General features: G+C 65.5%; 19 protein-coding genes and 2 pseudogenes. 8 read left to right on the top strand and 13 right to left on the bottom strand.

Translation table 11 applies throughout. The features are described 5' to 3' along the window. The first annotated feature begins 193 nt into the window (after positions 1-193). Both ACFLEY_RS41065 and ACFLEY_RS41070 read left to right on the top strand, forming a co-directional pair. The gene (locus ACFLEY_RS41065) at positions 194-2,392 is read left to right on the top strand and encodes a L,D-transpeptidase family protein (protein WP_060910258.1); all 2,199 of its coding nucleotides are present in this window, start codon (positions 194-196) and stop codon (positions 2,390-2,392) included. A 272-nt stretch (positions 2,393-2,664) separates the two neighbouring features. Continuing rightward, positions 2,665-4,221 carry a DUF882 domain-containing protein gene (locus ACFLEY_RS41070; RefSeq protein WP_060910257.1) on the top strand — a complete coding sequence of 519 codons (1,557 nt, stop codon included), beginning with the start codon at positions 2,665-2,667 and terminating at the stop codon, positions 4,219-4,221. Between the two features lie 845 nt (positions 4,222-5,066). Here the strand turns inward: ACFLEY_RS41070 and ACFLEY_RS41075 are convergent. The 3 genes from ACFLEY_RS41075 to ACFLEY_RS41085 all read right to left on the bottom strand — a co-directional run bounded on the left by ACFLEY_RS41075 (position 5,067) and on the right by ACFLEY_RS41085 (position 6,500). Continuing rightward, entirely contained in the window at positions 5,067-5,492 is a 426-nt protein-coding gene (locus tag ACFLEY_RS41075; RefSeq protein ID WP_060910256.1) for a hypothetical protein, read from the bottom strand. A gap of 184 nt (positions 5,493-5,676) precedes the next feature. Continuing rightward, positions 5,677-5,949: a DUF2312 domain-containing protein gene (locus ACFLEY_RS41080; protein ID WP_008136868.1), complete on the bottom strand. Its 273-nt coding sequence runs from the start codon at positions 5,947-5,949 to the stop codon at positions 5,677-5,679. 245 nt (positions 5,950-6,194) lie between these two features. Then, a complete protein-coding gene (locus tag ACFLEY_RS41085; RefSeq protein WP_028173016.1) occupies positions 6,195-6,500 on the bottom strand; it encodes a DUF1244 domain-containing protein in 306 nt (101 codons plus the stop codon). A 166-nt stretch (positions 6,501-6,666) separates the two neighbouring features. On the opposite strand from ACFLEY_RS41085, the gene ACFLEY_RS41090 reads away from it, so the two are divergent. The 3 genes and pseudogenes from ACFLEY_RS41090 to ACFLEY_RS41100 all read left to right on the top strand — a co-directional run bounded on the left by ACFLEY_RS41090 (position 6,667) and on the right by ACFLEY_RS41100 (position 10,163). Next, positions 6,667-7,266 carry a DUF1036 domain-containing protein gene (locus ACFLEY_RS41090; protein WP_060910255.1) on the top strand — a complete coding sequence of 200 codons (600 nt, stop codon included), beginning with the start codon at positions 6,667-6,669 and terminating at the stop codon, positions 7,264-7,266. Next, on the top strand, positions 7,263-8,699 hold the full coding sequence (gene pyk / locus ACFLEY_RS41095) for a pyruvate kinase (RefSeq protein ID WP_011089873.1): 1,437 nt from the start codon (positions 7,263-7,265) through the stop codon (positions 8,697-8,699). Before ACFLEY_RS41090 ends, pyk begins: the two co-directional genes overlap by 4 nt. Positions 8,700-8,820: 121 nt before the next feature. Beyond that, positions 8,821-10,163: pseudogene (locus ACFLEY_RS41100) on the top strand (IS1380-like element ISBdi2 family transposase). A gap of 312 nt (positions 10,164-10,475) precedes the next feature. Here the strand turns inward: ACFLEY_RS41100 and ACFLEY_RS41105 are convergent. Next, a complete protein-coding gene (locus ACFLEY_RS41105) occupies positions 10,476-11,156 on the bottom strand; it encodes a TetR/AcrR family transcriptional regulator (protein ID WP_008136878.1) in 681 nt (226 codons plus the stop codon). 287 nt (positions 11,157-11,443) lie between these two features. Between ACFLEY_RS41105 and ACFLEY_RS41110 the strand changes: the two genes are divergently transcribed. Then, on the top strand, positions 11,444-12,931 hold the full coding sequence (locus tag ACFLEY_RS41110; protein WP_060910254.1) for a hypothetical protein: 1,488 nt from the start codon (positions 11,444-11,446) through the stop codon (positions 12,929-12,931). A 338-nt stretch (positions 12,932-13,269) separates the two neighbouring features. On the opposite strand, the gene ACFLEY_RS41115 is transcribed toward ACFLEY_RS41110, so the two are convergent. After that, entirely contained in the window at positions 13,270-13,434 is a 165-nt protein-coding gene (locus ACFLEY_RS41115; RefSeq protein ID WP_028173014.1) for a Flp family type IVb pilin, read from the bottom strand. A 287-nt stretch (positions 13,435-13,721) separates the two neighbouring features. Between ACFLEY_RS41115 and ACFLEY_RS41120 the strand changes: the two are divergent. Then, positions 13,722-15,205 (top strand): annotated as a pseudogene (locus ACFLEY_RS41120) (hypothetical protein). Between the two features lie 96 nt (positions 15,206-15,301). Here the strand turns inward: ACFLEY_RS41120 and ACFLEY_RS41125 are convergent. Continuing rightward, positions 15,302-15,628 (bottom strand): BA14K family protein, encoded by a 327-nt coding sequence (locus ACFLEY_RS41125; RefSeq protein ID WP_028173012.1) that lies wholly within the window; start codon positions 15,626-15,628, stop codon positions 15,302-15,304. Between the two features lie 255 nt (positions 15,629-15,883). On the opposite strand from ACFLEY_RS41125, the gene ACFLEY_RS41130 reads away from it, so the two are divergent. Beyond that, positions 15,884-16,753, top strand: a complete 870-nt coding sequence (locus tag ACFLEY_RS41130) for an alpha/beta fold hydrolase (RefSeq protein ID WP_211433645.1) — start codon at positions 15,884-15,886, stop codon at positions 16,751-16,753. A gap of 94 nt (positions 16,754-16,847) precedes the next feature. On the opposite strand, the gene ACFLEY_RS41135 is transcribed toward ACFLEY_RS41130, so the two are convergent. The 7 genes from ACFLEY_RS41135 to ACFLEY_RS41165 form a co-directional block, all read right to left on the bottom strand. After that, positions 16,848-17,237 carry a DUF3052 family protein gene (locus tag ACFLEY_RS41135; RefSeq protein WP_060910252.1) on the bottom strand — a complete coding sequence of 130 codons (390 nt, stop codon included), beginning with the start codon at positions 17,235-17,237 and terminating at the stop codon, positions 16,848-16,850. A gap of 40 nt (positions 17,238-17,277) precedes the next feature. Continuing rightward, positions 17,278-19,200 (bottom strand): ATP-dependent zinc metalloprotease FtsH, encoded by a 1,923-nt coding sequence (gene ftsH, locus ACFLEY_RS41140; RefSeq protein ID WP_011089881.1) that lies wholly within the window; start codon positions 19,198-19,200, stop codon positions 17,278-17,280. Between the two features lie 138 nt (positions 19,201-19,338). Further along, the gene (gene tilS / locus ACFLEY_RS41145) at positions 19,339-20,487 is read right to left on the bottom strand and encodes a tRNA lysidine(34) synthetase TilS (RefSeq protein WP_249162949.1); all 1,149 of its coding nucleotides are present in this window, start codon (positions 20,485-20,487) and stop codon (positions 19,339-19,341) included. A gap of 82 nt (positions 20,488-20,569) precedes the next feature. Continuing rightward, complete coding sequence (ybgF, locus tag ACFLEY_RS41150; RefSeq protein ID WP_060910250.1) at positions 20,570-21,616, bottom strand: tol-pal system protein YbgF; 1,047 nt, start codon at positions 21,614-21,616, stop codon at positions 20,570-20,572. A 189-nt stretch (positions 21,617-21,805) separates the two neighbouring features. Then, entirely contained in the window at positions 21,806-22,294 is a 489-nt protein-coding gene (pal, locus tag ACFLEY_RS41155) for a peptidoglycan-associated lipoprotein Pal (RefSeq protein WP_028173008.1), read from the bottom strand. Between the two features lie 251 nt (positions 22,295-22,545). Then, complete coding sequence (locus tag ACFLEY_RS41160; RefSeq protein WP_060910249.1) at positions 22,546-23,283, bottom strand: N-acyl amino acid synthase FeeM domain-containing protein; 738 nt, start codon at positions 23,281-23,283, stop codon at positions 22,546-22,548. A 181-nt stretch (positions 23,284-23,464) separates the two neighbouring features. Continuing rightward, positions 23,465-25,795, bottom strand: coding sequence for a bifunctional diguanylate cyclase/phosphodiesterase (locus ACFLEY_RS41165; protein ID WP_028173007.1), 2,331 nt, complete (start codon positions 25,793-25,795; stop codon positions 23,465-23,467). Positions 25,796-25,876: the final 81 nt, after the last annotated feature.

The raw sequence follows: 25,876 nt of genomic DNA on the forward strand, positions 1-25,876 counted from the left end.
CCCTTGAAGTCAGTTTGTCGTGAGTTGTCCCGGGTAGCGCTGGCTGCAAAATCGGGGCCTGTATATCGTCTGCGTATGAATCGTTGCGTGCAGGCGTGCAACTTTCGAGAGGCCGGCGCGGTTTAGCCGAAGCTCAATTAGGCGATAACAAAGCTGTTCCACGAGGGACAGTTCACCCGAGGGGTGCGACACAATGCGTGACTGTTTGAACCACCGTGCAGGCTTTGACCGTGTCTTGATGACGGTCGCAGCAACCTTCCTCACGGTGTCGGCCAGCTCGGCCCTGGCGCAGGATCAGGCGCGCAGCAGCGCCGCCGAGCTCGCGATCGAAGCCGCGATCCCGCGCCCCGAGCCCGCCAACGTCCCGCCCCCGACTGCCTCCGACATCAAGCTCGACGCCACCGCCACGGTCCAGGACTCCGCGAAGGAGCCGGCCAAGGAACCCGTGAAGGCCGAAGCCGCTCCCGCGCCGGACAAGGTTGAGACGAAGCCGTCCGACGTCGCCACCACGCCCGCCACCGAGGCGCCGAAGAGCGAGACGGCTAAAACGGAGCCCGCGACGACCGAGCCCGCCAAATCTGAACCAGCAAAGGCCGACACTGCGCCGGCTGCGCCTGCGGCTCCCGCCACCGCAGCGGCTCCTGCCGCCGAGCCGGTCAAGGCTGCGAGCAGCGTGCCCGCCGCCGACCAGCCGGTCGCCGACAAGCTGAAGGATATCATCGGCGCCAAGACCTCGCGCCATTTCGACCGCAAGAACGAGCGCGCGGCGATCGAGAAGTTCTACGGCGCCCGCGACTTCGCGCCGGTGTGGACGCAAGCCGGCAGCCTGACCGCCGCGGCCAAGGGCGTGATCGCGCGGCTGAAGGATGCAGCCTCCGACGGCCTCAATCCGACCGACTATCCGGTGCCGGATTTCGCCGCCGCCACGACCCCCGATGCGCTCGCCGATGCCGAGCTCAAGCTCACCGCCAGCATGTTCGACTATGCGCGCCAGGCCCAGAGCGGCCGCATGCACTGGTCGCAGGTCAGCGCCGACATCCTCTATCCCGAGCATCCGGTCGACCCGGGCGAGGTGCTCGCCAAGGTCACGACCGCGGCTGACGCCTCCGCGGCGCTCGACAGCTACAACCCGCCGCAGAAGCTCTACAAGGAACTGAAGGCGAAGCTCGCGGAGCTCCGCGGCCAGGGCAGCGGCCCGGTGATCGAGATCGCCGACGGCCCGGCGTTGAAATACACCCCCGCCGGCAAGAAGCAGGCTGAAATCGTCGTCGAGGATCCGCGCGTGCCGCAGCTTCGCAGCAAGCTCGGCATCACCGAGAATGCGAGCGACACCCGCTATGACGCCACGGTCGCGGAAGCCGTGCGCAAATTCCAGAACAGCGCCGAGATCAAGGCGACCGGTATCCTCGACGACAAGACGGTCAAGGCGCTCAACACCCCGAAGCGCGACAAGCAGATCGACACGGTGCTGGTGAACATGGAGCGCTGGCGCTGGCTGCCGCGCGACCTCGGTGTGCCCTCGCTGGGCGATGCCTATGTCATCCTCAACATTCCCGACTACACGCTGAAGGTGATGCAGCGCGGCCAGCAGGTCTGGACCACCCGCGTCGTCACCGGCAAGCCGGGCCAGCACGCGACGCCCCTGCTCACCGAAACGATGAAGTACATCACGGTCAACCCGACCTGGAACGTGCCGCCGTCGATCGTCTACAACGAATACCTGCCGGCGCTTCACCAGGACCCGACCGTGCTTGCGCGCATGGGACTCAAGCTCGAACAGAACCGCGACGGCTCCGTGCACATCTCGCAGCCGCCGGGTGAAGCCAACGCGCTCGGCCGCATCCGCTTCAACTTCCCGAACAAGTTCCTGGTCTATCAGCACGACACGCCGGACAAGAACTTGTTCGCCAAGGAAGACCGCGCCTTCAGCCACGGCTGCATGCGCGTGCAGAACCCGGATCAGTACGCCTCCGTTCTGCTCAACATCGCCATGCCGAACGAGAAGTACACGCCGGAGCGCGTGCGCAGCATGTACGGCAAGAGCGAGATCGACCTGAAATTCCCGACCCCGATTCCGGTCAACATCACCTATCAGACCGCGTTCGTGGACGATGCCGGCAAGCTGCAATTCCGCAAGGACGTCTATGGCCGCGACGCGACCATGATCAACATCCTGAAGAACAGCCGCGGCAAGGACCTCGAGAATATCGTCGCGCACTCCCAGCCGAGCTATTCGCGCCCGGCAACGACGCTGCCCTCGGGCGTGGCAGTGGCCAACAATGGCGGCGGCTTCGGCTCGTCCGGTCCGAACTTCTTCGAGCGGCTGTTCGGCGCCCCGACCCCGCCGCCGGCTCCGGTCGGCCGCAGGCCGCAGCGGGTGTTTACCCGCTGAGCCCGGCCCGGCCGCTCGCTTCCTGAAATTCTGCAATAAAATCAACGCCCCCGTCCCCTGGATGGGGGCGTTTCGCGTTAACCATTCTCGACCCGGACCCCGGGCAGCGGGCGTTTTTTTGCCACACTCAACCGGTTAGGTTTGTATTCTGACTTGGTTTGGGGGCGGGAAGGTCAACCTCGAATTAACCTTCTCGCTTTAATAAAGCGTTCATCCTCTTTCTCGCGCTAACGGGGTTGGCGGGAGAGTCCATTTGAACGCTCGTCGACTGGGTGGGCTCATACGTGCTGACTGGTCTTGCACGCCAATTCGCTGTGCTGTCGTTGTCCCATGCGGGAGTGAAGGCCGGATCCCGGATCGGCCTCGCCTCCGTATTGCTGCTGGCTGCCGCCGGCTCGGTCCATAACGCCGCCGCGCTGAACGAGACCAAGACGCTCTCCTTCCACCACACCCATTCCGGCGAAGACCTCACCGTCACCTTCAAGCGCGACGGCCGCTACGACGACGCGTCGCTGAAGCAGCTCAACCACTTCCTCCGCGACTGGCGCACCCAGGACGAGACGGTCATGGACCGTCACCTGTTCGACATCCTCTGGGAAGTCTATCGCGACGTCGACGGCAAGCAGCCGATCCAGATCATCTCCTCCTACCGCTCCCCCGCCACCAACGCGATGCTCCGCCGCCGTTCCTCCGGTGTGGCGCGCTTCAGCCAGCACATGCTGGGGCATGCGATGGACTTCTACATTCCGGGCGTGCCGCTGGAGCAGATCCGTTTCGCCGGCCTGCGCCTCCAGCGCGGCGGTGTCGGCTTCTACCCGACCTCCGGCTCGCCCTTCGTGCATCTGGACACCGGCAGCATCCGGCACTGGCCGCGCATGACGCATGACCAGCTCGCCCGCGTCTTCCCGGACGGAAAAACGGTGCATCTGCCGACCGACGGCACGCCGCTGAAGGGCTATGAGCTCGCCAAGGCCGAGATCGAGCGCCGCGGCAACGGTGACGACGGTGCCAGCAAGCCGAACTTCTTTGCCGCCCTGTTCAAGAGCAAGTCGGCGCCGGCAGCCAGCAGCAGCGACGAGGATGACGAGGGCGCACCAGCCCCGGCCGCCAAGCCCGTGGCGCCCACCGTGGTCGCCGCTGCGGCCAAGCCGGCCGATCCGGTGCCGACGCCGCGCGCCAAGCCGCAGGTCGCCGCCACGCTGCAGCTCGCCTCGGCCGATGCGCAGATCGTTGCGCCGCCCAAGCCGAAGCCGGCGCCCGTGGCTGACAAGCCGGCGGCCGGCAAGCCTGAAACCCCGGCCGACATCATCAATGCCCGCGGCTTCTGGGACACTCCGGCGACGCCGCAGCAGGCGACACCGGCGCAGATCGCCGCGCTGAAGGCCCGCCAGGCGCTGGCTTACGCACCGGCCGCCTCCCCGGTCGATCGCGCCAACGTCGTTGCCGCTTCCGCGCCGATCCCGCGCTCGGCCCGTCCCGCCGCCGCGTCCCGCAGCGGCGCCCAGGCAACCGAGATCAACACGGTGGTCGGCAAGAGCGTCGACGGCATGGTCGCAACCGCGACCCGGCTCTCCGCGGCCAAGGGCGAGAGCATCTGGCTCAAGATCGTGATGCTGTCGCCGAGCGCCAGCCGCGCGATGTCGGTGACGCTGATGGGCGAGCTCGATATGACCGCGCTGCGCGGCTATTTCGTCAAGCCGCAGGCCGTGATCGCCATGGGCTTCACCGACGATCCGATGCAGGGCCTGTCCTGCGACAGCTTCTCGGGCAGCGCCACCGCGAAGCTCGATACGACCTCCTTCGTCGTTCGCACCGCCGCGTTGCGCTGAGGCGGTATTTCCACGAACACAATGTCGTGGCCCGGATGGTACGCGCGCACTGGGTTTACTTGTCCGTGACGACAGATGAACGGATTCTGCCCAAGCCTGGTGCGCATATGCACTAAGGAGGATTCCCCCACTTTTAACGGGTAATCACCCGGTATCGCTGCGCATTCCAAACGCGCATTATGGCAGTGCGCGAAAAACCCGGAAGGGAGCGTGCGATGTCAGTTCCATGCAAGTCTGAGCTCAGCCTTCTGAACCAGGACGAGCGCGAAGTCATATTGAATACGCACCATCCCGTGGTTGGAGAGATGGGGCGCGATGGACTTGAGGGCCTTCGCGACCGGCTACGGGATCTGCGCGACAGGGAGCGTACATTGTCGCGGCATCGACGCCGCGAAACAAAGGGGACGACCGACCCGCGCGGCAAGAGTTTCTCCGGAACGGCAGAGCACGCAAACCGGCGCCAATCGGTCTTCGCTGCCGCCATCAAGCGCGTCAAGAACGAGCTGAGGCGCATCCGAAAGTTTGAGGCACGACGAGAGCTCGGGGAAGCGGCGCGACGGGCGCTGGCACTTCGTCGGACACGTCAGTTTTCCCGACCGCAGACGACCCCAACTTCGCATGACGGCATGCGGCCCATCCCAAGCCGTCGCCGGATCAAGAAACTTCCGCCGGAAAAATCGGAAGGGTCTCGCAGGCCAACAAGCGGGCGCAGGCGGGACGAGACTCCAAACGCGGACGCGGCAATTGAGACGAGACCGACAATCCTGCCGATAGAGGCTGCGCGCCGGACCGGCGCAACGGCGTGCTCGCCATTTCCAAGACTATAGTGTCGAAACCCGCAGCTTCTATCTCGCTTTCCTGACCCGCCGATCCAGATGATACGTCAGCGCCAGCGAGAGACAGACGGTGAGCTGCTGCTTCGGAAGCGCGCCGGATACCGGCAACAGCAACGCCCTCGTCTGCCGATAGTCGAACTGATCGGGAAAGCGCTCGCGGAACGTATCGACCAGCGTCGTCCTGCAGTTGACGAGAATGGCGGCGCGATCGGAGTCCTTCACGCGCCCGAGCCGGATCGTAGAGCCGCTGCCGGTCTCATCGGTCAGATAAGCGGGTTCGCCCCATTTCAGCGTTTCGGTGAGCGGGCCGACGTCGTCATGCGCCGCAGCGGTCGCAAAGATCAGCGCACGCACCTGAAGCAGCCGCTTGCCGATCGGCGCCGGAAGAGCGTCGAAGGCACGGCTCACCTCGCGCGGTAGCGGCGGCGCAGTCACGGCGTTTCCCTCGATGGACCCACGACACTGGTGTCGTCCTGGCGAAAGCCAGGACCCATACCGCGGAATCTATCGATGAAGCGCGGTACCAATCCCGCACGACGATAATGCAACTGCCGGCCTTCGCAATAACCACGGCCTGTGGCTATGGGTCCTGGCTCTCGCCAGGACGACAGTACAGACCTCAGATCATTCCCAGCGCCTGCATGTAGGTCTCGAGAATGGTCTCGGCCTCGGCGCGCTCGTTGGGATCCTGCTTGCGCATCCGCACGATGGTGCGCAGCGCCTTGACGTCGTAGCCGTTGCCCTTGCTCTCGGCATAGACGTCACGAATGTCGTCGGAGATCGCCTTCTTCTCTTCCTCCAGCCGCTCGATGCGCTCGATGATGGATTTGAGCTGGTCCTTGGCAAATTTCGTCGCGGGCTCGTCGTCGCGAACGGCGGCGGAGGTGGCCATCTTGGTACTCCCAATGAAACTGGCAAAACGAGGTGACGCCGGCATCCCTCACCGCGCGTGCTGCCTGAACCCTTAGGGTTCGTGCCCCCCGCGTTCAAGCAAGCATCGCGCTCGTCCACAGCGCGCCCACAGGAGATGAGAAGATACCGGAGATTGTCGTCATTCCGGGGCGCCCGAAGGGCGAACCCGGAATCTCAAGATTCCGGGTTCGATGCTGCGCATCGCCCCGGAATGACGGAGAAAGACTAGTGCCCGTGAGGGTGGACCTTCTTCATCGCCTCGATCTGCTCGGGCGTGGCCGTGCCCTGGTGCTTCGCCTTCCAGGTCTCATAGGGCATGCCGTAGACGGCCTCCCGGCTCTCGTCCTTGCTCAAGGCGACGCCCTGGGCGTCGGCTGCGTCCTTGAGCCAGTTGGACAGGCAGTTGCGGCAGAAGCCCGCCAGATTCATCAGGTCGATATTCTGGACGTCCGTCCGTTCCCGCAAATGGTCGACCAGGCGCCGGAAAGCGGCCGCTTCGAGTTCCGTTCTGGTTTTGTCGTCGATTGCCATCACTGAATCCCTTGGCTACCCCTGATGTCGTCACCCTTACGGGATCAGGTGGGGTCCTGTCACAGATTTTGCCATATCGCGGCGCAAACGGGCCCCGGGCCGCCTCTCGCGGCAGTTCCCCGGCCCTACGCCAAATCGTCAATCATCTGGTATACGTTCCGCGACAATGATCGCCGAATCTCCCCGTTCCCCGTTTCGCCTGCTCGCCCGGTTGGTCCCGGTGCTGGTGGTTGGCCTGCTGTGCCTCTGGGCCAGCCCGGCCGCCGCCGATTTCCGGCTCTGCAACAACACCTCGAGCCGGGTCGGCATTGCGCTCGGCTACAAGGACGCCGAGGGCTGGACCACAGAGGGTTGGTGGAACATCTCCTCCCGCTCCTGCGAGACCCTGCTGCGGGGAACGCTGGTCGCCCGCTACTATTACATCTACGCGATCGACTATGACCGCGGCGGCGAATGGTCGGGCCAGGCCTTCATGTGCTCGCGCGACAAGGAATTCACCATCCGCGGCACCGAGGATTGCCTGGCGCGCGGCTATGACCGCACCGGCTATTTCGAGGTCGATACCGGCGAGCAGCGCGCCTGGACGGTGCAGCTCACCGATGCCAACGAGCAGCCGGCACAGCCGCGCGTGCCTGGCATGCCCGGCCCGGTTGGCCCGGGTGGCGGCGTTCCGGGTTTGCCCAATGGCCCGCCCGGTGCTACGCCCCCGGGCTCGCCCGGCCTGCCACCGGCCGCAGCTCCCCCTCCGCCTGGGAATAAGCCATGAGGCGTCTTCGCCGTATCAAGATTCTCGCGACCCTTGGACCTGCCTCTTCGGACCTCGCGATGATCCGCCGCCTGTTCGAGGCCGGCGCCGACCTGTTCCGCATCAACATGAGCCACACCCCGCATGACAAGATGCGGGAGCTGGTGGCGACGATCCGCAATGTCGAGAGCAGCTACGGCCGGCCGATCGGCATCCTGGTCGACCTTCAGGGACCGAAGCTCAGGCTCGGCGCCTTCGCCGAAGGCTCGGTCCAGCTCCAGAACGGCCAGACCTTCACGCTCGATTCCGACAAGGCGCCGGGCGATGCCACGCGCGTCAATCTCCCGCATCCGGAGATCCTCGCCGCGCTGCGGCCCGGCCATGCGCTGCTGCTGGATGACGGCAAGGTCCGGCTGATCGCGGAGGAGACCTCGAAAGAGCACGCGGTGACGCGCGTCGTGGTCGGCGGACGGATGTCCGACCGCAAGGGCGTCAGCCTGCCCGACACCGACCTGCCGGTCTCGGCGATGACACCGAAGGACCGCGCCGACCTCGAGGCGGCGCTGGTCACCGGCGTCGACTGGATCGCGCTGTCCTTCGTGCAGCGCGCCGACGACGTGATCGAGGCCAAGAAGATGATCCGCGGCCGCGCCGCGGTCATGGCCAAGATCGAGAAGCCGCAGGCGATCGACCGCCTCGCCGACATCATCGAGGCCTCCGACGCGCTGATGGTGGCGCGCGGCGATCTCGGTGTCGAGCTGCCGCTGGAGCGCGTGCCGAGCCTCCAGAAGCAGATGACGCGCATGGCGCGCCGCGCCGGCAAGCCGGTGGTGATCGCGACCCAGATGCTGGAATCGATGATCCAGTCGCCGGTGCCGACCCGCGCCGAGGTCTCCGACGTCGCCACCGCCGTCTACGAAGGCGCCGACGCCATCATGCTGTCGGCGGAATCGGCGGCCGGCAAATTCCCGGTCGAGGCGGTCTCGACCATGAACCGCATCGGCGAAGAGGTCGAGCGCGACCCGATTTATCGGTCCGTGCTGACCGCGCAGCGCCCCGCGCCGGAATCCACCGCCGGCGACGCCATCGCGGACGCCGCCCGCCAGATCGCCGAGACGCTCGACCTGCCGGCCCTGATCTGCTGGACCAGCTCGGGCTCGACCGCGGTGCGCGTCGCGCGCGAGCGGCCGAAGCCGCCGATCGTGGCGATCACGCCGAACATCGCGGCCGGACGCCGGCTGGCGGTGGTCTGGGGCGTGCATTGCGTGGTGGCGGAAGACGCGCGCGACCAGGACGACATGGTGAGCCGCGCCGGCCAGATCGCGTTCCGGGACGGCTTCGTCCGCGCCGGCCAGCGCGTGATCATCGTCGCCGGCGTGCCGCTCGGCATCCCCGGCACCACCAACATGGTGCGCATCGCCTCCGTCGGCCCCGAGGGCGGCGCGGATATCTAGCCTGTCTTATTCGTAAGAGGCGCCCGAGAGGCTGGCGAGCGTGGTGTAAAGCGCTGATACGGCGTAGGATTCGGTTGTGAAGCCAACCCCATCACCTCCAACCGCGAACGCCACGCCCGCCATGACCGACGATACGATTCCGCCCTTCTCGTTTCCAGCCATTCACGCCAAGAAAGTCACAGCTGCCTTCGATGGTGGGCGCCTAACCTCGAACGGGGGCGTGATGCTTCTGGCGATGGCCGAGCGGCGTCTCGGCTTGGCCGACAATCTGGCCCGGGTGTTCCCGGATCGGCGCGATCCGACGCGGGTCGTGCACAGCCTGGTCGATATGTTCCGCGCGCGCATGTTCGCGATCTGCTGCGGCTACGAGGACGCCGACGACCTCGATCATCTGCGGTCCGATCCGGCATTCAAGCTGGCCTGCGGTCGCCTACCGGACACGGGCCGATATTTGTGTTCCCAGCCGACGCTGTCGCGGCTGGAGAATGCTCCGCGCCTGCGCGACGTGATCCGGCTGACCTACATTTTGGTCGACGCATGGATGGATAGCTACCCCCACGAGCCGGCATCCGTCACGCTCGACATCGATGATACCTGCGACGTCGTCCACGGCCATCAGCAGCTCTCGCTGTTCAACGCTCATTATGATGAACGCTGCTTTCTGCCGATCCACGTCTACGACACGGAGAAGAGCCGGCCCGTGGCCGTCGTGCTGCGGCCGGCAAGACGCCGGGCGGCGTCGAGGTGCGTGCCCATCTGCGCCGCCTGGTACGGCATATCCGCACGCGATGGCACAACACGCAAATTACGTTCCGTGGCGACGGGCACTATGCCCGGCCGGAGGCAATGGCGTGGTGCGAGACCAACGGCATCGACTACATCTTCGGTCTGTCCGGCACCAAGCCTCTCGCCAGAAAAGTCGACGAGGTCGCCGACGACATCCGCACCCGACGCGCCATCGAGAACCTGCCGGTTCTGCGTGGCTATACCGAGACGCGCCACAAGGCAAAGTCCTGGGATCGCGAACGGCGCACCGTCGCCCGTATTGAGGCGACGATGCTCGGCCTCGACATCCGTTTCGTCGTCACCAGCCTCGATGTCGGCTCGGCCGAGTGGATCTACGACAGCCTGTATTGCGCGCGCGGCCAAGCAGAGAATCTGATCAAGCTGCATAAGACGCAGCTCGCCTCCGACCGCACCAGCTGCCGTTCGGCGCTCGCCAACCAGGTCCGTCTCGTGCTCCATACGGCCGCTTATTGGCTGATGCTGACCGTGCGCGACGCCATTCCCAAAGTCCGGGAATTGGCCGCTGCCGAGTTCGCGACGCTGCGTCTTCGGCTCTTGAAGCTCGCCGCCCGTGTGGTCGAGACCTCGAGCCGCATTCGCCTTGCGTTTGCCGCGGCATGTCCCGAAGCCGACCTGATCCGCTGCTTGCCCGGCGCGCTGCTCCCGCTCGGTCCGTAACCGACCGGGCCTGCGCCCGCTCACCCGCCCCACTCCTCCATCGCCTACAAAACAGCTTGATGTAGAACCCGGTGAGAAAAGGCCGGACGGTCACCCACGCCAGCCGCCAGCCCCCGTCAGACGTCAAGAACGACCGTGCTCTCGTGAATAGATCGGGCTAGGTCCGCGGGACCCCGGCAAACAAAAACGTCGAAAACAACCCCATGCACAGTAGCCGGCCTGTCCGGCATGCCTGCTCGGGTTTTTCGAAAAGGCGCGCCCGGACAACGGCCTGAGCGCGATCAGGCCCCCGGCCTTGGTCGCGCCCTCGATTCAGGCCCCGACCAGCGCTTTCGTGGTCGGGAGCAGCGTCTGCTGCACCACCAGGCCGCGGGCGCGGGCGTCCATGACGCCGACGGCGCGCAGCGCGAGCAGCGTCACGGTCTGCACCGCATCGCGCATCTTGACGGGATCTTCGAGATTGTCAGGCGCGAGCGGCCCGACCAGGGCCTCATGCAGCGCACCGAGCAGCGCGGTGGCGGCCAGCGCGGTGTCCTGCGCCGGCAGGTGACCGGCGCGCACGGCCGCATCGATCCGGCCTGCGATCTCGCCCGCGATCTCGCGCCGGCTGGCAAGCCGGGAGGCGCTGACATCGACATCGACCGGCTCGGCCAGGATGCCCCAGGCCAGCCTGCGCTGCGACAGGGTATGGACCGCCACCGTGGTGACGGCAGCAGCCAGCGCCGAGGACGGACCCGGCGCGGCATCGGCCGCCCGGCGGATCGCCGCGAGCTCGTCGCGGGAGACCTCGGCGATCAATTCGGAGATCAACTCGGCCTTGGAGGGGAAGTAGCGGTAGACCGTGCCGGCCGCGACATTGGCCCGGACCGCGACCGGCGCGATCTGCACCGCCGCCATCCCGCCTTCCGCCGCAGCCTCGCGCGCCGCCGCCAAGATCGCACTGCGCCGGGCCGCAAGGCGCTTAACCACTTGATGCGTCCGCCGATAAACCATGGCGCGCTTCCTGTCCCACACGCCTGCCGCACGCCCTGCGGCCGAACGCTTCGTCACTCAATCGCTGCAAATCGCCCCGCAAGGACTGAACAACTATTCAGGACGAATGACAAGGAACAAATGAGGATACGGGCGCCACGCAACTCCGAGGCGCACGCGAGCAGGTAGTAAACGCATCCTTGCACCGCGTGGCGGCGGCGAACCGGCCCGGTTTACCCCAACTTAAAAGCGCTCATGCTCAGGTGCGGACCTGCTGTTGTGCGTGGTCGTTCAACCCCGAGAGTCCAATGTCGGTTTCCGTTACAAGCAGCGTTCCCGTCCGCAGCGTTGCGCGCTGGCTCGTGCCGCTCTGCATCGGCGCCGGTGTGTACCTGTTCTTCCTCGGCGTCGGCGACATCATGCTGCGGGATTCCGATACGCTGTGGCAGATCAAGATCGGACAGTGGATTCTCGAACATCGTGCGCTGCCCACCACCGACATCTATTCGTTCACGCGCGCCGGTGAGCCCTGGATCTCCAGCTCCTGGCTGTCGCAAGTCCTGTTCGCGCTGGTTTACGAGCCGTCAAACTGGTCGGGCGTGGTTATCCTGACATCGCTCGCAATCGGAGCGACCGCGGCGATCTTCGTTCACCTGCTTGAGCCTTATCTGGAGCCGGCGCGCGCCTTTCTGCTCGTCACCCCGCTCCTCTTCATGTCGATGGGGCATTTCCTCGCGCGCCCGCACATGCTGGCCCTGCCGGTCATGGTGGCCTTTGTCGGCGGGCTGCTGGCGGCCGCCGACCGGCGCACCGCGCCCTCCTGGCTGTTGCTGCCCTTGATGGCGCTATGGGCCAATCTTCACGGCGGCTTCGTCATGGGGCTGGCGCTGATCGGGGCCATCGGCCTCGATGCGCTCGCATCCGCCGATCGCAAGGATCGATTTGCGCTGGCGGCGCGCTGGGCCGTGTTCGGGCTTGCTGCGCTGGCCGCAGCCTGCTGCACGCCCTATGGCTGGAACACGCTACTCGCATCGACGAAGATCCTCAGCCTCGGCAAGCTGCTCTCGATGATCTGGGAATGGATGCCCGCCGACTTCAGCTCGCTCGATCTGTTTGGAGCCAGCCTGCTCGGATTGATCGCCATCGGCTACTACAGCGGGCTGGTGCTGTCCTGGACCCGTATTCTTCTGCTGCTCGGCCTGGTCTGGGCGGCCCTCAATCACGTCAGAAACATCGAGGCCTTTGCGCTGTTGACGCCGCTCGTGCTGGCGAAGCCGTTCGCCGAGCAATTGGGCGTGACGAGAGCGGTCGCGCTGAGGGCGGCAGACGCCCGGTCCTCCTTTGCAGTGAGCGCAATCGCTGCGCTCGCGATCGTCGCGGCCGGCTGGAGCATCACGCGGTCCTATGCCACGCCGTACCGGTATGCCTTTATCGGCAATCAGTCCCCCGCGGCCGCGGTCGACGTGCTCGAACGGCGGCACGCGCAGCGGATCTTCAGCACCGCTCCGATCGGCGGCTATCTGATCACCCGCAACATCAAGACCTTCATCGATGGCCGCGCCGAGCTGTATGGCGAGCAGTTCGTGCTCGACTACTTCGACGCTGTCGAGGGCAAGAACGTCGAGACGCTCCTGCGTCTGCTCGATACCTACCGGATCGACGCGACGCTGCTGAACCCCACGGTGCCCGCCTCGAGGATCATGGACCATCTGCCGGGCTGGAAGCGGCTCTATGCGGATGACGTCGCCGTGGTCCACGTCCGCGACGACACACCGCTCCCCTCCCCGTCACGGTGAGCCACGAACCAAAGCGCGACGAGATTGGAGTGAATCGTCATCGCGTCTTGGCGTGTTGCTAGAGCATGAACTCTCGGGAATACCGCCGCACATTTTAGGCAAACGCGGCCCTGCGGGTCCGGATCACGCTCCAGGCCGCCAGCTCTCGCGGCCTTGCGCGGACGCTTCGCCGCGTTCTTGTGGTGGCTGGCCCCGCACCATGAGGGCCAGACACCCCGCAGCAAGACCAAAACGCGACCACGTCCGTTAACCCTCGGTCCCTGGCTGCAAAGCTCCCCGCACAAAAGAAAAGAGCCTCGTCTCGGACGAGGCTCTTTCAACTCTCAATTTGTCCGGCCTTACTTGAGGCTGGTCGAGATCGAGGTGAACTTGGTGTTCAGCGTGCTGCCGAGGTTGTTGACGACGGTGATGATCGCCAGCGCGATGCCGGCAGCGATCAGGCCGTATTCAATGGCGGTGGCGCCGGATTCATCCTTCACAAAGCGCGCAACGAGGTTCTTCATAGAGTGCTCCCAAAAAGTACACGAGGCTACAACTGGTCTGGTCTCTTCGGCTTCCCAGCGCCGCCCGACCATGGAACCGAACGTAGAGGCAAAGAATTGCGCCGCAGTTAATTCGACTGCGTAAACACTGGGCGGTTTGCGTGTATTCGTCGATGGTAAACCGAAATCTAAAACAACCCGTTAAATCATCCGAACGAGACGCCGACCCGGCCCCGATTTACCCGAAGTTATGACCGCCGTGGTCCACTGCCGCCGAACCGACAAGAACAACAGGACGACGAGGCGGAATGTCCCTTTCCTTTGCCAACAGCATCGCGATGCAGGGCCGCGCGCGAGCCCTGGTGCCGCTGTGCGTCGGTGCCGGCGCCTATCTGTTCTTCCTCTATGTCGGCGACACGCTGCTTCAGGACTCCGACTCGTTCTGGCAGATCAAGGTCGGGCAATGGATCCTCGATCACGGCGCCGTGCCCACCACGGATTTCTATTCCTTCACGCGGACTGGCGCGCCGTGGATTTCGACGTCGTGGCTGTCGCAAGTGCTGCTCGCCTTCTCCCATGCGCAATGGGACTGGGCGGGTCCCGTCATCCTCACTGCGATGGCGACCGCACTCACGGCCGCAATCTTCGTCTATCTGCTCGACGCGCAGATCGAGGCACCGCGGGCAGTGCTGTTTGCGATGCTGGCGCTGCTGCTGTCGTTGCACCACGTCCTGGCGCGCCCGCATATTCTGGCGCTGCCGGTCATGGTGGCGTGGGTCGGCCTACTGATGGCGGCCGCCGACCGCAGGCGTGCGCCGTCCTGGTATTGGCTGCCGCTGATGGCGCTCTGGGCGAACCTGCATGGCGGCTTCGTGCTCGGCCTGGCGCTGATCGGTCCGATCTCGCTCGAGGCCGTCGAGCATGCCGAGAAGGGACAACGGCTCCGACTGTTCATGCGCTGGGTGCTGTTTGGCATCGGCGCAGTGATCGCGAGCTGCTGCACGCCGTACGGCTGGAAGACGCTGCTGGGCGCGACCAACATCCTCAGCCTCGGCGAGCTGCTGTCGCTGATCTTCGAATGGATGCCGGCGAACTTTGCCACGTTCACCTCGTTCGAAGGCGCGCTGCTCGGCCTGATCGCCTTCGGCTATTATCGCGGCCTGGTGCTCTCGGCGCCGAGGATCTTTTTGATCCTGTTCCTGACCTGGAGCGCGCTGACCCATGTCAGGAGCATCGAGGCCTTTGCCTTCCTGGTGCCGCTGGTGCTGGCGAAGCCGCTCGGCGAGTTGGTCCCGCGCCCGCAGCCGGACTCCACCGGCACCGACCATGGCCGGCCCACTATGTCACCGCGCTTGGCGCGCTGATGATCGTGGCCGCAGGCTGGACCTCGACCTCGCTCTACATGAGGCACCACCGCTTCACCTTCACGATGACGCAGACGCCGGTTGCCGCCGTCGACCTGCTCGAGCAGCGCAAGGTCCAGCGCATCTTCAACGCCTATCAGTTCGGCGGCTATCTGATCTCGCGCGATATCCCCGTCTACGTCGACGGCCGCGCCGAGCTCTATGGCGAGAAATTCGTGATGGACTTCTTCAAGGCGACCGAGGGCAAGAAGCCCGAGCTGCTTCCGCGCCTGCTGGATGAGTACAAGATCGACGCGACGCTATTGGTCGCCGATGCGCCCGGCCCCCAGATCCTCGATCAGCTCACGGGCTGGAAACGAATCTATGCCGACGACATCGCGGTGATCCATGTGCGGGACGACAGCGCGGCCGCGAAATCGTCGAAGTGAGGATGCGACTCCAGCTTCATCCCGGCAGCATCTTGCATGGAGTCCTCCGGCCAACCGGCCGGAGGTCCAATTGATCCGGTGATTTGCCGCTTTGCCTTACCTGCAGGGATGGCGGTTGCCGTCCAGACCGAGATAGGTGCCCGTCGCCGGATCGAAGGACCGGTAACGCTCGGAGCAAGAACGGGAAGCGGCGCCGTCCGCGCGAGCCATGGCGCTGTCGGCGCCTTGCGCGGGAGCCGCGCCGTCCGGCAACTCGAGGCCCAGCCGGCCCGCCGGCGTCAGCGTGCCATTCAGATTGCGATTGGGGTTCTCCGCTTCGTACGTGTCCGGATGACTGCTCGCAAAACCGGATTGCGCGTAGGCGGTGGTTGCAGTCAGGGCCGACAACACAGCCACGGCAGCGAGGATTTTAAGCCCAGTCATAGTCGATCTCCATCATTGGCCGGTGCATCGTGCGGCCGGTGCGGCAGGAGGTGGGCCGACATGGTGTGCTGGACAAGCTCGCCGTGATGGCGGACTCGCCACCAGGCGCGATCTGGTCGTTCAAATACGGAAAGCGTCGTTTGTTTGTGGAACGCGAGGGAGGGACGAAAGCCCGCGCCCTGGTTTTTGTCTTGGAACGTGACGCCGCCACTTTGTCATGCGCTAATGTCCGGTGGACGAACAGGAAGACGTGTCATGATGTTTCGCAAACTCCTCACCGCCCTTCTCGTCATGGTCTCGATCAATGCTGCGCATGCGGCGCCGCAATGGCTGAGCCTGCCGCCGACGCCGACCTTGCCCAAGGCGGCGCAGAGCGGCTTCGCGCCCGTCAACGGCATCAAGGTCTGGTACGCCGTGTTCGGCCGCGGGGAGCCGGTGCTTTTGCTGCATGGCGGCCTCGCCAACGCCAACTACTGGGGTCACCAGGTCCGTGCGCTGCAACGGCGCTATCAGGTCATCGTCATGGAGAGCCGCGGGCACGGGCGCAGCAGCCGCGACCAGGAGCCCTATGGCTACGATCTGATGGCCTCGGACGTGGTCGGGCTGCTCGACCATCTCAAGATCAGGAAGGCCGCGATCGTCGGCTGGAGCGACGGCGCGATCATCGGCCTCGACATCGCGATGAAGCACCCGGAGCGGGTCACCAAGCTGTTCGCTTTCGCGGCCAACTCGGATCCGTCGGGCGTTGCCGATATTGCGTCAAGCGACGTCTTCAACGCCTACATCGCCAGAGCCGGCGAGGAGTACAAGCGTCTCTCGCCGACCCCGACGGAGTACAAGAGCTTCGTCGCGGAGATTACCAAGATGTGGGAGAGCCAGCCGAAATGGACGGCGTCGGATCTCGCGGCGATCAAGGTCCCGACCTGGATCGTGGATGGCGATCACGACGAGGCGATCAAGCGCGAGAACACCGAGTTCATGGCGGCGAACATCCCGGGCGCCGGCCTGCTGATCCAGCCGGAGGTCAGTCACTTCTCGTTTCTGCAGGATCCGGAGCAGTTCAACGACGATGTGCTGCGCTTTCTCGAGCGGCGCGGCGAGAGGGCGGGAGCCGCGGCGAAGTGAAATATCGTAGGGTGGGCAAAGCGAAGCGTGCCCACGACTTCTGTCTCGCTTGCCGATAGGTGGTGGGCACGGCGCAAAGGCGCCTTTGCCCAGCCTACTTCTTCGCCGGGCGGTCCTTCACGGGGATCACGAGCTTGAGGCCGGACCAGACGTCGTCGACGGCGCAGACCTTGATGTCGACGAGGCCGTTCGCGAGCGCGGCCTCGCGCACCAGCGTTTCCGTCACGTCAGTCGCGACGCCCGAGGCCTTCTTCGGCCATGACGCCCAGATCATCCCATCAGGTGCGATCGCCTTGCGGTAGCTGCGCAGCTTGACCGCAAAGCCTTTGGCTTCGGTCGCGAAGACATGCACCATGTCGAGCGGCGCCTTGGCGGTCTTTGCGATCTTCACGTCATCGGGCAATTCACCGACGACATCGCGATAGGCCGACGAAAGGCCGTCCACGAAAATACAAAAGCCCGGCTTGATGCCGAGCTTTTGCACTAACGGTTTGCCGGAACAGCCGGCCACGACGCGAGAGGCGTTATGCCTGCGGTTGCGGCTCCAGGCCCGGATCCGGATCGGGCCGCGGGCGCGACTTGCCGGCCGGGGGCACGGCGGAGGCGCGCGGCGTGGTCGGCTCGAGCACGGACTCGCGGTTCGGCTTCTTGCCCTTGAGCAGATCGACGATCTCGTCGCCGGAGAGCGTCTCGAACTCGAGCAGGCCCTTGGCCAGCGCCTCAAGATCACCGTGCTTCTCGGTGAGGATGCGGGTGGCTTCCTTGTAGCCTTCCTCGACCAGACGCCGGATCTCGGAGTCGATCTTCTGGACGGTCGCCTCAGAAGCGTTCTGCGTGCGCGACACCGACATGCCGAGGAACACCTCGTCCTGGTTCTCGCCGTAGGAGACCGTGCCGAGCTCTTCCGAGAGGCCCCAGCGCGTCACCATCATGCGAGCGAGGCGCGTGGCCTGCTCGATGTCGGAGGCGGCACCCGAGGTCACCTTCTCGCGGCCGAAGATCAGCTCTTCGGCGACGCGGCCGCCCATCATGATGGCGAGGCGCGAGGTCATCTGCTCCAGCGACATCGACAGCTTGTCGCGCTCGGGCAGCTGCATGACCATGCCCAGCGCACGTCCGCGCGGGATGATCGTCGCCTTGTGGATCGGATCGGTCGCGGGCACGTTGAGGCCGACGATGGCGTGGCCGCCCTCGTGATAGGCCGTCAAGAGCTTCTCTTCCTCGGTCATGACGAGCGACTTGCGCTCGGCGCCCATCATCACCTTGTCCTTGGCCTCCTCGAACTCGGCCTGGGTCACCATCCGCTTGTTGCGGCGGGCGGCGGTGAGCGCAGCTTCGTTGACGAGGTTCATCAGGTCGGCGCCGGAGAAGCCCGGGGTGCCGCGCGCGATGGTCTTGAGGTTGATATCCGGCGCCAGCGGCACCTTGCGAACGTGAACCTTGAGGATCTGCTCGCGGCCGACGACGTCCGGATTCGGCACCACGACCTGACGGTCGAAGCGGCCGGGACGCAGCAGCGCAGGATCGAGCACATCAGGACGGTTGGTGGCGGCGATCAGGATCACGCCCTCGTTCGCCTCGAAGCCGTCCATCTCGACCAGCAGCTGGTTCAGCGTCTGCTCGCGCTCGTCATTGCCGCCGCCGAGACCGGCGCCACGATGACGACCGACAGCGTCGATTTCGTCGATGAAGATGATGCAGGGGGCGTTCTTCTTGGCCTGCTCGAACATGTCGCGGACGCGGCTCGCGCCGACGCCGACGAACATCTCGACGAAGTCAGAACCCGAAATGGTGAAGAACGGCACGTTGGCTTCGCCCGCGACCGCACGCGCGATCAGGGTCTTACCGGTGCCGGGAGGGCCAACCAGCAGCACGCCGCGCGGAATGCGGCCGCCGAGGCGCTGGAACTTGCCGGGGTCGCGCAGGAATTCGACGATCTCCTGCAGGTCCTGCTTGGCTTCGTCCACGCCGGCGACGTCCTCGAAGGTGACGCGGCCATGCGCTTCAGTGAGCATCTTCGCACGCGACTTGCCGAAGCCCATCGCCTTGCCGGCGCCGCCCTGCATCTGCCGCGACAGGAAGATCCACACGCCGATCAGCGCGATGAAGGGCAGCCAGGAGACCAGCAGCGAGACGAACCAGGGCACGTTGTCGCCCGGCGGCTTCGCGGTGATCTGGACCTTGCTGTCATAGAGGCGCTTGACCAGCGTCGGGTCGTTCGGCGCATAGGTCTGGAAGCTGGAGCCGTTGGTGAAGGTGCCGTGGATATCCGGCCCCTGGATCACCACGTCGCGCACATTGCCGCGGTCAACCTCGCTCAGGAGCTGGGAGAAGGCGATGTCCTGCGAGGAGGCGCGCTGACCCGGATTTTGGAAGAGCGTGAACAACGCCAACAGCAGCAAGACAATGATGACCCAGAGGGCGAAATTGCGCAGATTGGCGTTCATCGATCTTCCTTCGTGGTCGCGCGGATCGCGGCCTGAATCCTTGGGCAGTACGAGGAAATCCCCAAGGAATCCTCTCGGTTAGACGCATACAATTTAGGTGCCGCCCCGGTCGCTGCCAAGGGAACGAGATGGGACTATTTATCCCATCTTAGGGCGATTCCCGCTGAAATAATGGACCCGGGGTTTTTCCTGCCTGGTTAAGGTGACCTGACGCCTATCGCCCTTGCGCCGCCGGGCCGGCGCCGGCGCGATCTGGATACGCCCGCCGGCAAGGCTGATCAAGGCTCCCGCAAGGGTCTGCTTCAGGACCGGCCGGCCATTTGCGGCTGCGCGGGGACCTGCGGCCATACCAGCAGCGATCGCCTGATCGAGCGCGGCCAGGAGGGTTTCGACCTTGCCGAGTTCCGCCGGCCCCTCGTGCCCGAGCGCGTTGATGGCCCGAAGCAGCATCCGCAGCCGGACCTCCTCCGGTAGGGTGGCGAACGCGCCGGCCTCAAAGCTTCGCATATCCGGCCCATGCGGCGCATCGTCGCGATCCCTCAAGCGAAGGAAGCGCTCGGCCCCGTCCGTCAGCACCTCCACCGCCGCATTGGCGCGCGCCAGCCTGGCTGCGAGCCGCGCCAGACTGCGGGCGTCGCCGCCCTCGGCCGCGAGCTGCGGCAACAGCGCGCGCAGCCGCGGCCGGGTGAAGGCGGTGTCGCGGTTGGTGGGATCATCGGCAAAGCCGATCTTCGCGCGCTTCAGGGTCGCGATCAGCTGCGCCTTCGGGACGTCGAGCAGCGGACGCGCCAGCACGATGCCGTCGCGCTCCGTGAGGCGCGCCATCGCCGACAGCCCGGCAAGTCCGCTGCCGCGGACGAGGCGCATCAACAGCGTCTCGGCCTGGTCGTCGCGGGTGTGGGCGGTCAGCACATGGCTCGCACCGGCGCTGCGCGCGGCCTGCACGAGCAGGCGGTAGCGGGCTTCGCGCGCGGCCGCGGGCAGTCCCGTCTTCGGCTTGGCGCCGCGCCAGCGCAGGGTCCGGTGTGGCAGGCCGAGCTCGGTAGCGAGCCGCTTCACCTCGCGCGCCTCGCGCGCCGCCTCGGCCCGCAGGCCATGATCGACGGTGACGACGGTGAGACGCGGGCCGCGCGCAAGGCTGCGCTGCCAGCGCGCGGCGAGCCACATCAGCGCGATCGAGTCGGGCCCGCCGGACACCGCGAGCACCAGTGCGGGCGCACTTTTCAACTCGGCGAAGAGCTGCTTCGCCTCGCGCGCGGAGATCGGAGAATTGTCGTCGTCTGACATGACGCTGCCCAGCAATCGCCAGCGGATGGACCGACTGTTTAGCGCAGCACCATCCGCGTTGTCAGCGATCAACGCTGCGCGGTCAGCACTTCACCCGCTTCTGCTCGCGGTCGACGGCGGCTTTGACGCCGGCGGAGGCGCGCGGGTATTTGCGGCCGACCTCGCCGAAGGCGGCGCAGGCGGCCTCCTTCTCCTTCAGCGCGGCCAGCGACTGGCCGAGCCGCAGCAGCGCATCCGGCGCCTTGGCCGACTTCTCGTATTTGGTGGTGACGGCGAGGAAGGCTTCCGCGGAGTCGCGATATTGCTGGCGCTGGAAGTAGCTCTCGCCGAGCCAGTATTGCGCGTCGCCGAGCAGCGGGTCGCTCGGATATTTCTGCGCGAAGTTCTTCATGGTCTGCTCGGCGAGCGCATAGTCCTTGCGCTGCATGTAGCCGATGCCGAGATCGAACTCGTCGCGCGGCGTCGCCGACGGCGGCAGGGTGGTCAGGCCGGTGCCGGCGGCTGGCGCAGGAGAACCCTGTTGGACCGGCGGATAGCCGGGCTGGGCTGCCGGCGGCACGCCCTGCTGATAGCGCGGGCTGGTGTTGGCGAGATCGAGCGGCTCGCCGGCGTTGCGCCCTCCGGGCGCTCCGCCAGGGACTCCCGCCGACATCGGCTGCTGGCCGCCGCCGAGCGCGCGCGGCGCGCCGGGCGCGCTCGGATTCTGGCTGGGGTCAAAGGCATCGCCACGGCGGCGCGTGCCGGGGGCACCGGGCGCCGGCTGCTCCTGAACGATCGGCGGGGGAGACGCGATCTGCGGCTGCTCGTAATTCGGCTGGGCGGGTTGCGGCTGCTGCTGGCGATAGGCCGGCGCAGCCTGCGCGGGTGGCACGGCGGCGACACTGGGCTGCACCGTCGCCTGTCCGGGCGCAGCTTGCGCACCGCCTTCGAGCGCCCGCAGGCGCTCTTCGAGCTGGCGGTTGCGGTATTGCAATTCTTCGTTCTGGCCGGTGAGCTGGCGCAGCTGGTTCTCCAGCCGCTCGATCCGCATCTCGGGGTCATCGTCCGACTGCGCGAGGACAGGCGAACACAAGGAGAGCAGCGCGGCGGTCGCCACGGTGCCGGTAAAGACCTTAAATCTGGATGACATCTTGCCCTGACGACGAAAGCGAAATGGCCTGCGACGGAACATTCGACGCGCCACACATTGAAGGGGAGTACGCCAAAAATGTGACTGGCACCACGGGGTTTCTGTCACAGATCGCTGAAACGAAACCGGCGCCCGTGAGGGCGCCGGCATAATCAAATTCTGAAGATGAACGGCGCCTGACTTGAAGCGTCAGGAGCTCGCGTTCAGCACGGTGACGGCGCGGCGGTTCTGCGACCAGCAGGAGATGTCGTTACAGACGGCCACCGGCCGCTCCTTGCCGTAGGAGATCGTGCGCATGCGGTTCGGATCGATGCCGCGCGAGGCGAGGAACGAACGCACCGATTGGGCTCTGCGGGCACCGAGCGCGATGTTGTATTCGCGGGTGCCGCGCTCGTCGGCATGACCTTCGATGGTGAAGGAGTAGCGAGGATAGGTCTGCAGCCACTGCGCCTGCTTCTCCAGGGTCACGATCGCCTGCGGGGTCAGATCGGTCTGGTCGCTTTCGAAGAACACGCGGTCACCCACGTTGACGACGAAGTCCTGCTGGCTGCCCGGCGTCGCCGCGTTGGCCATCGCATCCGCAGCAGAGTTCTTGTTGGCGCAGGCGCCCATCGACAGCGCGACGGCAAGCACCGCGGCCAGCTTCAATCCCTGGAGGATACGCATAGGATGTTTCATTCCGGAGCCTCCACGCTCGCGTTAGTCCACTGCTGTCCGGTCTACAGGGGGTTGGTTAAGCGAACGTTCCGTCAACCTTGATGGGATGTTGCCAGAGCCGGTCAAATACCCCCCACCGGCGAAAAGCACCCGTCATGGTTAATGGGTTGTAAATGTGGCGCGAGGGTGAAAGCAAGCCGCGTTCACCGGCAAAATCGCTGGCTTTGCTTGAATTTTGGGCCTGAGCCCCGGGAAATCCCGGAGCGCCTTCGTCAGGCGGCCCGCCGGGAATCAGGCGTGAGCGGCACCCGCAGCGGCTGCTGCGGCGCCTGGCGCTGCGCGCTGCGCCCGAACAGCATCCGCCGCTCGAAGGCGGTGGACCGCATGATCGGATAACGCTCGAACACCTTCTTGCGGAAGGTCGGGAAATCCGCCGCCATCAGTCCGAACGGCTTGGTGAGACCGGGAACCAGCCTCGGCTCGGCAATGGTCTCGTGCAGAAACACCCGCCGGTAGAAGGCCTGATGCTCGGGCCGCACGATCGCAAGGCCAAGATCGGCATTGAAATGCTCGCAGGCCATGTAGGCGAGCCGGGTCGTCAGGTAGGGCAATTCCGGAACCCGCTTCACCTGGTCGGGATCGGCGACAAACCGGGTGGGGTCGATCATGACCTCGCCGCGATCGAGTCGCGGCAGCAGGATCTCGGGAAAGACATCGGCCGAGGTCGACTGCCGCCACTCCGATGTCAGCACGCTGATGCGCACGGAGCTGCAAAGCTCGCCGTGCAGATAGACGCCGAAGGTCCACGCGTTCGGCAATTCGTCATACTGGTCGGTGACGCGCGCGTCCGCGGATTCCTTGACGGCGCCTTCGCGCAGATAGGCGCGGTAGCGGAGATTGTAGATCTTCTCCTTCTCCGCGACCGTGTCGGCGAGATGATAATCGACGTCAGTCAGGAGCTCGGCGCCCCGTCCTACAGCCGAAATGATCGCTCTGGCTGAGGACTGCATTCCAACTCCTTACCCACCACCGCTCACCGCATGCGCGCGGGAACAACCTCCACGCGCGTGATGATTTATTAACAGCTTCTTAACAACGAAGCAAAGCAATCGAAGTGTTAGGGTTAATCCCCCCGTAGCACTACGGTGCCGGGCAACAGACTGAAACGACGGGAAAATCTCGGACGCGGACTTAAGCGAAGGAGCGCGAGCCGACAACCTGGAGCAGGGCTTCGTCGCGCCGTCCATGCGAGGCGTTGAGGAGCTGGCGCATCCGCACGGCGGGCACCGGGCGGCTGAACAGATAGCCCTGCGCCTCGGAGACGGTGCCGTCGGCGCTGATCAGCTCGAGCTGCTCGTTGGTCTCGATGCCCTCCACCACGACCGCCATGCCGAGGTCGGCGGACAGCCGCGCCACGCCGCGCAACAGCGTCAGCGGCCGGTCGGTGTCGATGCCTTCGAGGAAGGAGCGGTCGATCTTCACCTTCTGCATCGGGAAATTATGCAGGTAGCTGAGGCTCGAATAGCCGGTGCCGAAATCGTCGAGCGAGATGCGCACGCCGAGCGCATGCAGCTGCGAGAGGATGTCGTGGGTGAGCTGGGTGTTGCGCAGCAGCGAGGACTCGGTGATCTCGATCTCCAGCCGATGCGCCGGCAGGCCCGAGACCTCCAGCGCGTAGCGAATCTCGCTCAGCACGTCGCGCTGGTGGAATTGCTGCGGCGAGAAGTTGACGGCGACGCTGACGCCCTCGGGCCACTTCATGCATTCCATGCAGGCGCGGCGCAGGATCCAGCGGCCGAGATCGACGATCAGGCCCATGTCCTCGGCGACCGGGATGATGTCGACCGGCGAGACCGTGCCGCGCACCGGATGATTCCAGCGCAGCAGCGCCTCGCATGTGGTGATCTTGCCGGACTTGAGATTGACCAGCGGCTGGTAGAACAGCTCGAACTCCTCGTTGGCGAGCGCCTTGCGCAGGTCGAGCTCGAGGATGCGGCGGGCCTCGACGGTCGCCGCCATCTCGTCGCGGAAGAAGCAGAAGGTGCCGCGGCCGTCGGCCTTGGCGCGGTACAGCGCCATGTCGGCGTTCTTAAGCAGCGTATCGGCGCTGATGCCGTCCGGCGAGGTCAGCGCGATGCCGACGCTAGCGCCGATCTCGACCAGGTGATTGTCGATGCGGTAGCGCTCGCTCAGCCGCTCGACGATGCGGCGGGCGAGGCTTGCGGCATCCTCGGGCGAGCTGATGTCCTGCTGGAACACGACGAACTCGTCGCCGCCGAAGCGGGCGACGAAATCCTCCGGCCGCAGCATCTCGCGCAGGCGGTTGGCGACCGCACACAGCAGCTGGTCGCCGCAGGGATGACCCAGCGTGTCATTGACCTGCTTGAACTGGTCGAGGTCGACGAACAGCAGTGCGGAGAGCCGCTCGGCATGGTGCGAAATCGCCAGCAGCCGCTCGATCTCGTCGCGGAAGGAGACCCGGTTGGGCAGCGCCGTGAGCTCGTCATAGCGGGCGAGATGGCTGATCCGGGCTTCCGCGTTGGTGCGTTCGGTGATGTCTTCCAGCAGCAGCACGGTGCCGCCGCCGGTCATCGGCTGGAACGTCCAGGCGAGCGAGCGGCCCCGCGCGGGATTGGGATCCGCGGTGGCGATCTCGCGGATTCGCGCGTGCTCGATCTCGGCCAGGATCTGGTTGCCGCTCTCCGCCGAGATGGAGCCTGCGGCGACGCAGGCCGACACGATATCGACGGCGGTGGCGCCGCGCTTGACCAGATCCTCGGGCAAGCTCATCAGCTCGCCGAAACGATGGTTCATCACCGCAAGGCGCCCATCGGCGCGAAACATGCACAGCCCGTGCGGCATGTTGTTGAGCGCGGTATCGAACTGGCTCGCCAGCGCGGATTCGCGGAAGCTAGAGGTCAGCGCCTTGACGAAGATCGCGTGCAGGCTGAGGTTGATGTTCTTCAGGCCGATGAAGAAGAACACGAGCAGGATCGCAAGACCGATGTGGTAGAATCCGCCATGCAGCAGCAGGGCGAGCGACATCGGACCGCAGGCGAGCGCGACGTGCCACTGGATCACCCGGGGCTGGCCGTAATTGCGGGCGGCGCCGCCGGCGGTGTAGCCGATGCCGATGGCGACACAGAGCATGTCGGCGACCGGATCCTCGTTGTTGTAGATGACGACGAAGGCCCATATGCCGAGCACCGCCGCATAGCTGAGCGCGCCGATCCAGTAACGCGGCTCCAGATGCTTGGCCTCTTCGAATGACAGTCCCTGCGTCCGGTTTTCGTATCCGCGCATCTGGAATGCGCGCGCGGTGCCGATGGCGATCAGGAGAAACGCGATCGGCCACAGCCAGACGTCGCCGGTCTTCAGCGCAGTCATCACCGCGGCCACGGCCGCGGAGGCCGAGCCCAGGAAAATCGCCCAGAAATTCTGCACCATAGAGTTGATGAGAGCGGCGTAGAGTATCGGCTCCAGCTCGTCTCGATCGCTCTGCTTCTGGTCGGCCAGTTGCATCGGCTTGTTACGCGTCCTGTTTGGAGCGTACTTTTACTCAGCCCAGGTGAAGCTTTCCTGAGGGAACATCGTTAAAGTCGG

The sequence above is a fragment of the Bradyrhizobium sp. YCK136 genome (genome assembly GCF_044570075.1).
Taxonomy (GTDB): Bacteria; Pseudomonadota; Alphaproteobacteria; order Rhizobiales; family Xanthobacteraceae; genus Bradyrhizobium; species Bradyrhizobium diazoefficiens.

Excerpts from the sequence above, each read along its gene's own strand:
- ACFLEY_RS41065 (WP_060910258.1), top strand. The coding sequence starts at position 194 with ATGCGTGACTGTTTGAACCACCGTGCAGGCTTTGACCGTGTCTTGATG.
- ACFLEY_RS41080 (WP_008136868.1), bottom strand. The coding sequence starts at position 5,949 with ATGGCCACCTCCGCCGCCGTTCGCGACGACGAGCCCGCGACGAAATTT.
- ACFLEY_RS41085 (WP_028173016.1), bottom strand. The coding sequence starts at position 6,500 with ATGGCAATCGACGACAAAACCAGAACGGAACTCGAAGCGGCCGCTTTC.
- ACFLEY_RS41090 (WP_060910255.1), top strand. The coding sequence starts at position 6,667 with ATGATCGCCGAATCTCCCCGTTCCCCGTTTCGCCTGCTCGCCCGGTTG.
- pyk (WP_011089873.1), top strand. The coding sequence starts at position 7,263 with ATGAGGCGTCTTCGCCGTATCAAGATTCTCGCGACCCTTGGACCTGCC.
- ACFLEY_RS41105 (WP_008136878.1), bottom strand. The coding sequence starts at position 11,156 with ATGGTTTATCGGCGGACGCATCAAGTGGTTAAGCGCCTTGCGGCCCGG.
- ACFLEY_RS41110 (WP_060910254.1), top strand. The coding sequence starts at position 11,444 with ATGTCGGTTTCCGTTACAAGCAGCGTTCCCGTCCGCAGCGTTGCGCGC.
- ACFLEY_RS41115 (WP_028173014.1), bottom strand. The coding sequence starts at position 13,434 with ATGAAGAACCTCGTTGCGCGCTTTGTGAAGGATGAATCCGGCGCCACC.
- ACFLEY_RS41125 (WP_028173012.1), bottom strand. The coding sequence starts at position 15,628 with ATGACTGGGCTTAAAATCCTCGCTGCCGTGGCTGTGTTGTCGGCCCTG.
- ACFLEY_RS41130 (WP_211433645.1), top strand. The coding sequence starts at position 15,884 with ATGATGTTTCGCAAACTCCTCACCGCCCTTCTCGTCATGGTCTCGATC.
- ftsH (WP_011089881.1), bottom strand. The coding sequence starts at position 19,200 with ATGAACGCCAATCTGCGCAATTTCGCCCTCTGGGTCATCATTGTCTTG.
- tilS (WP_249162949.1), bottom strand. The coding sequence starts at position 20,487 with ATGTCAGACGACGACAATTCTCCGATCTCCGCGCGCGAGGCGAAGCAG.
- ybgF (WP_060910250.1), bottom strand. The coding sequence starts at position 21,616 with ATGTCATCCAGATTTAAGGTCTTTACCGGCACCGTGGCGACCGCCGCG.
- pal (WP_028173008.1), bottom strand. The coding sequence starts at position 22,294 with ATGAAACATCCTATGCGTATCCTCCAGGGATTGAAGCTGGCCGCGGTG.
- ACFLEY_RS41160 (WP_060910249.1), bottom strand. The coding sequence starts at position 23,283 with ATGCAGTCCTCAGCCAGAGCGATCATTTCGGCTGTAGGACGGGGCGCC.
- ACFLEY_RS41165 (WP_028173007.1), bottom strand. The coding sequence starts at position 25,795 with ATGCAACTGGCCGACCAGAAGCAGAGCGATCGAGACGAGCTGGAGCCG.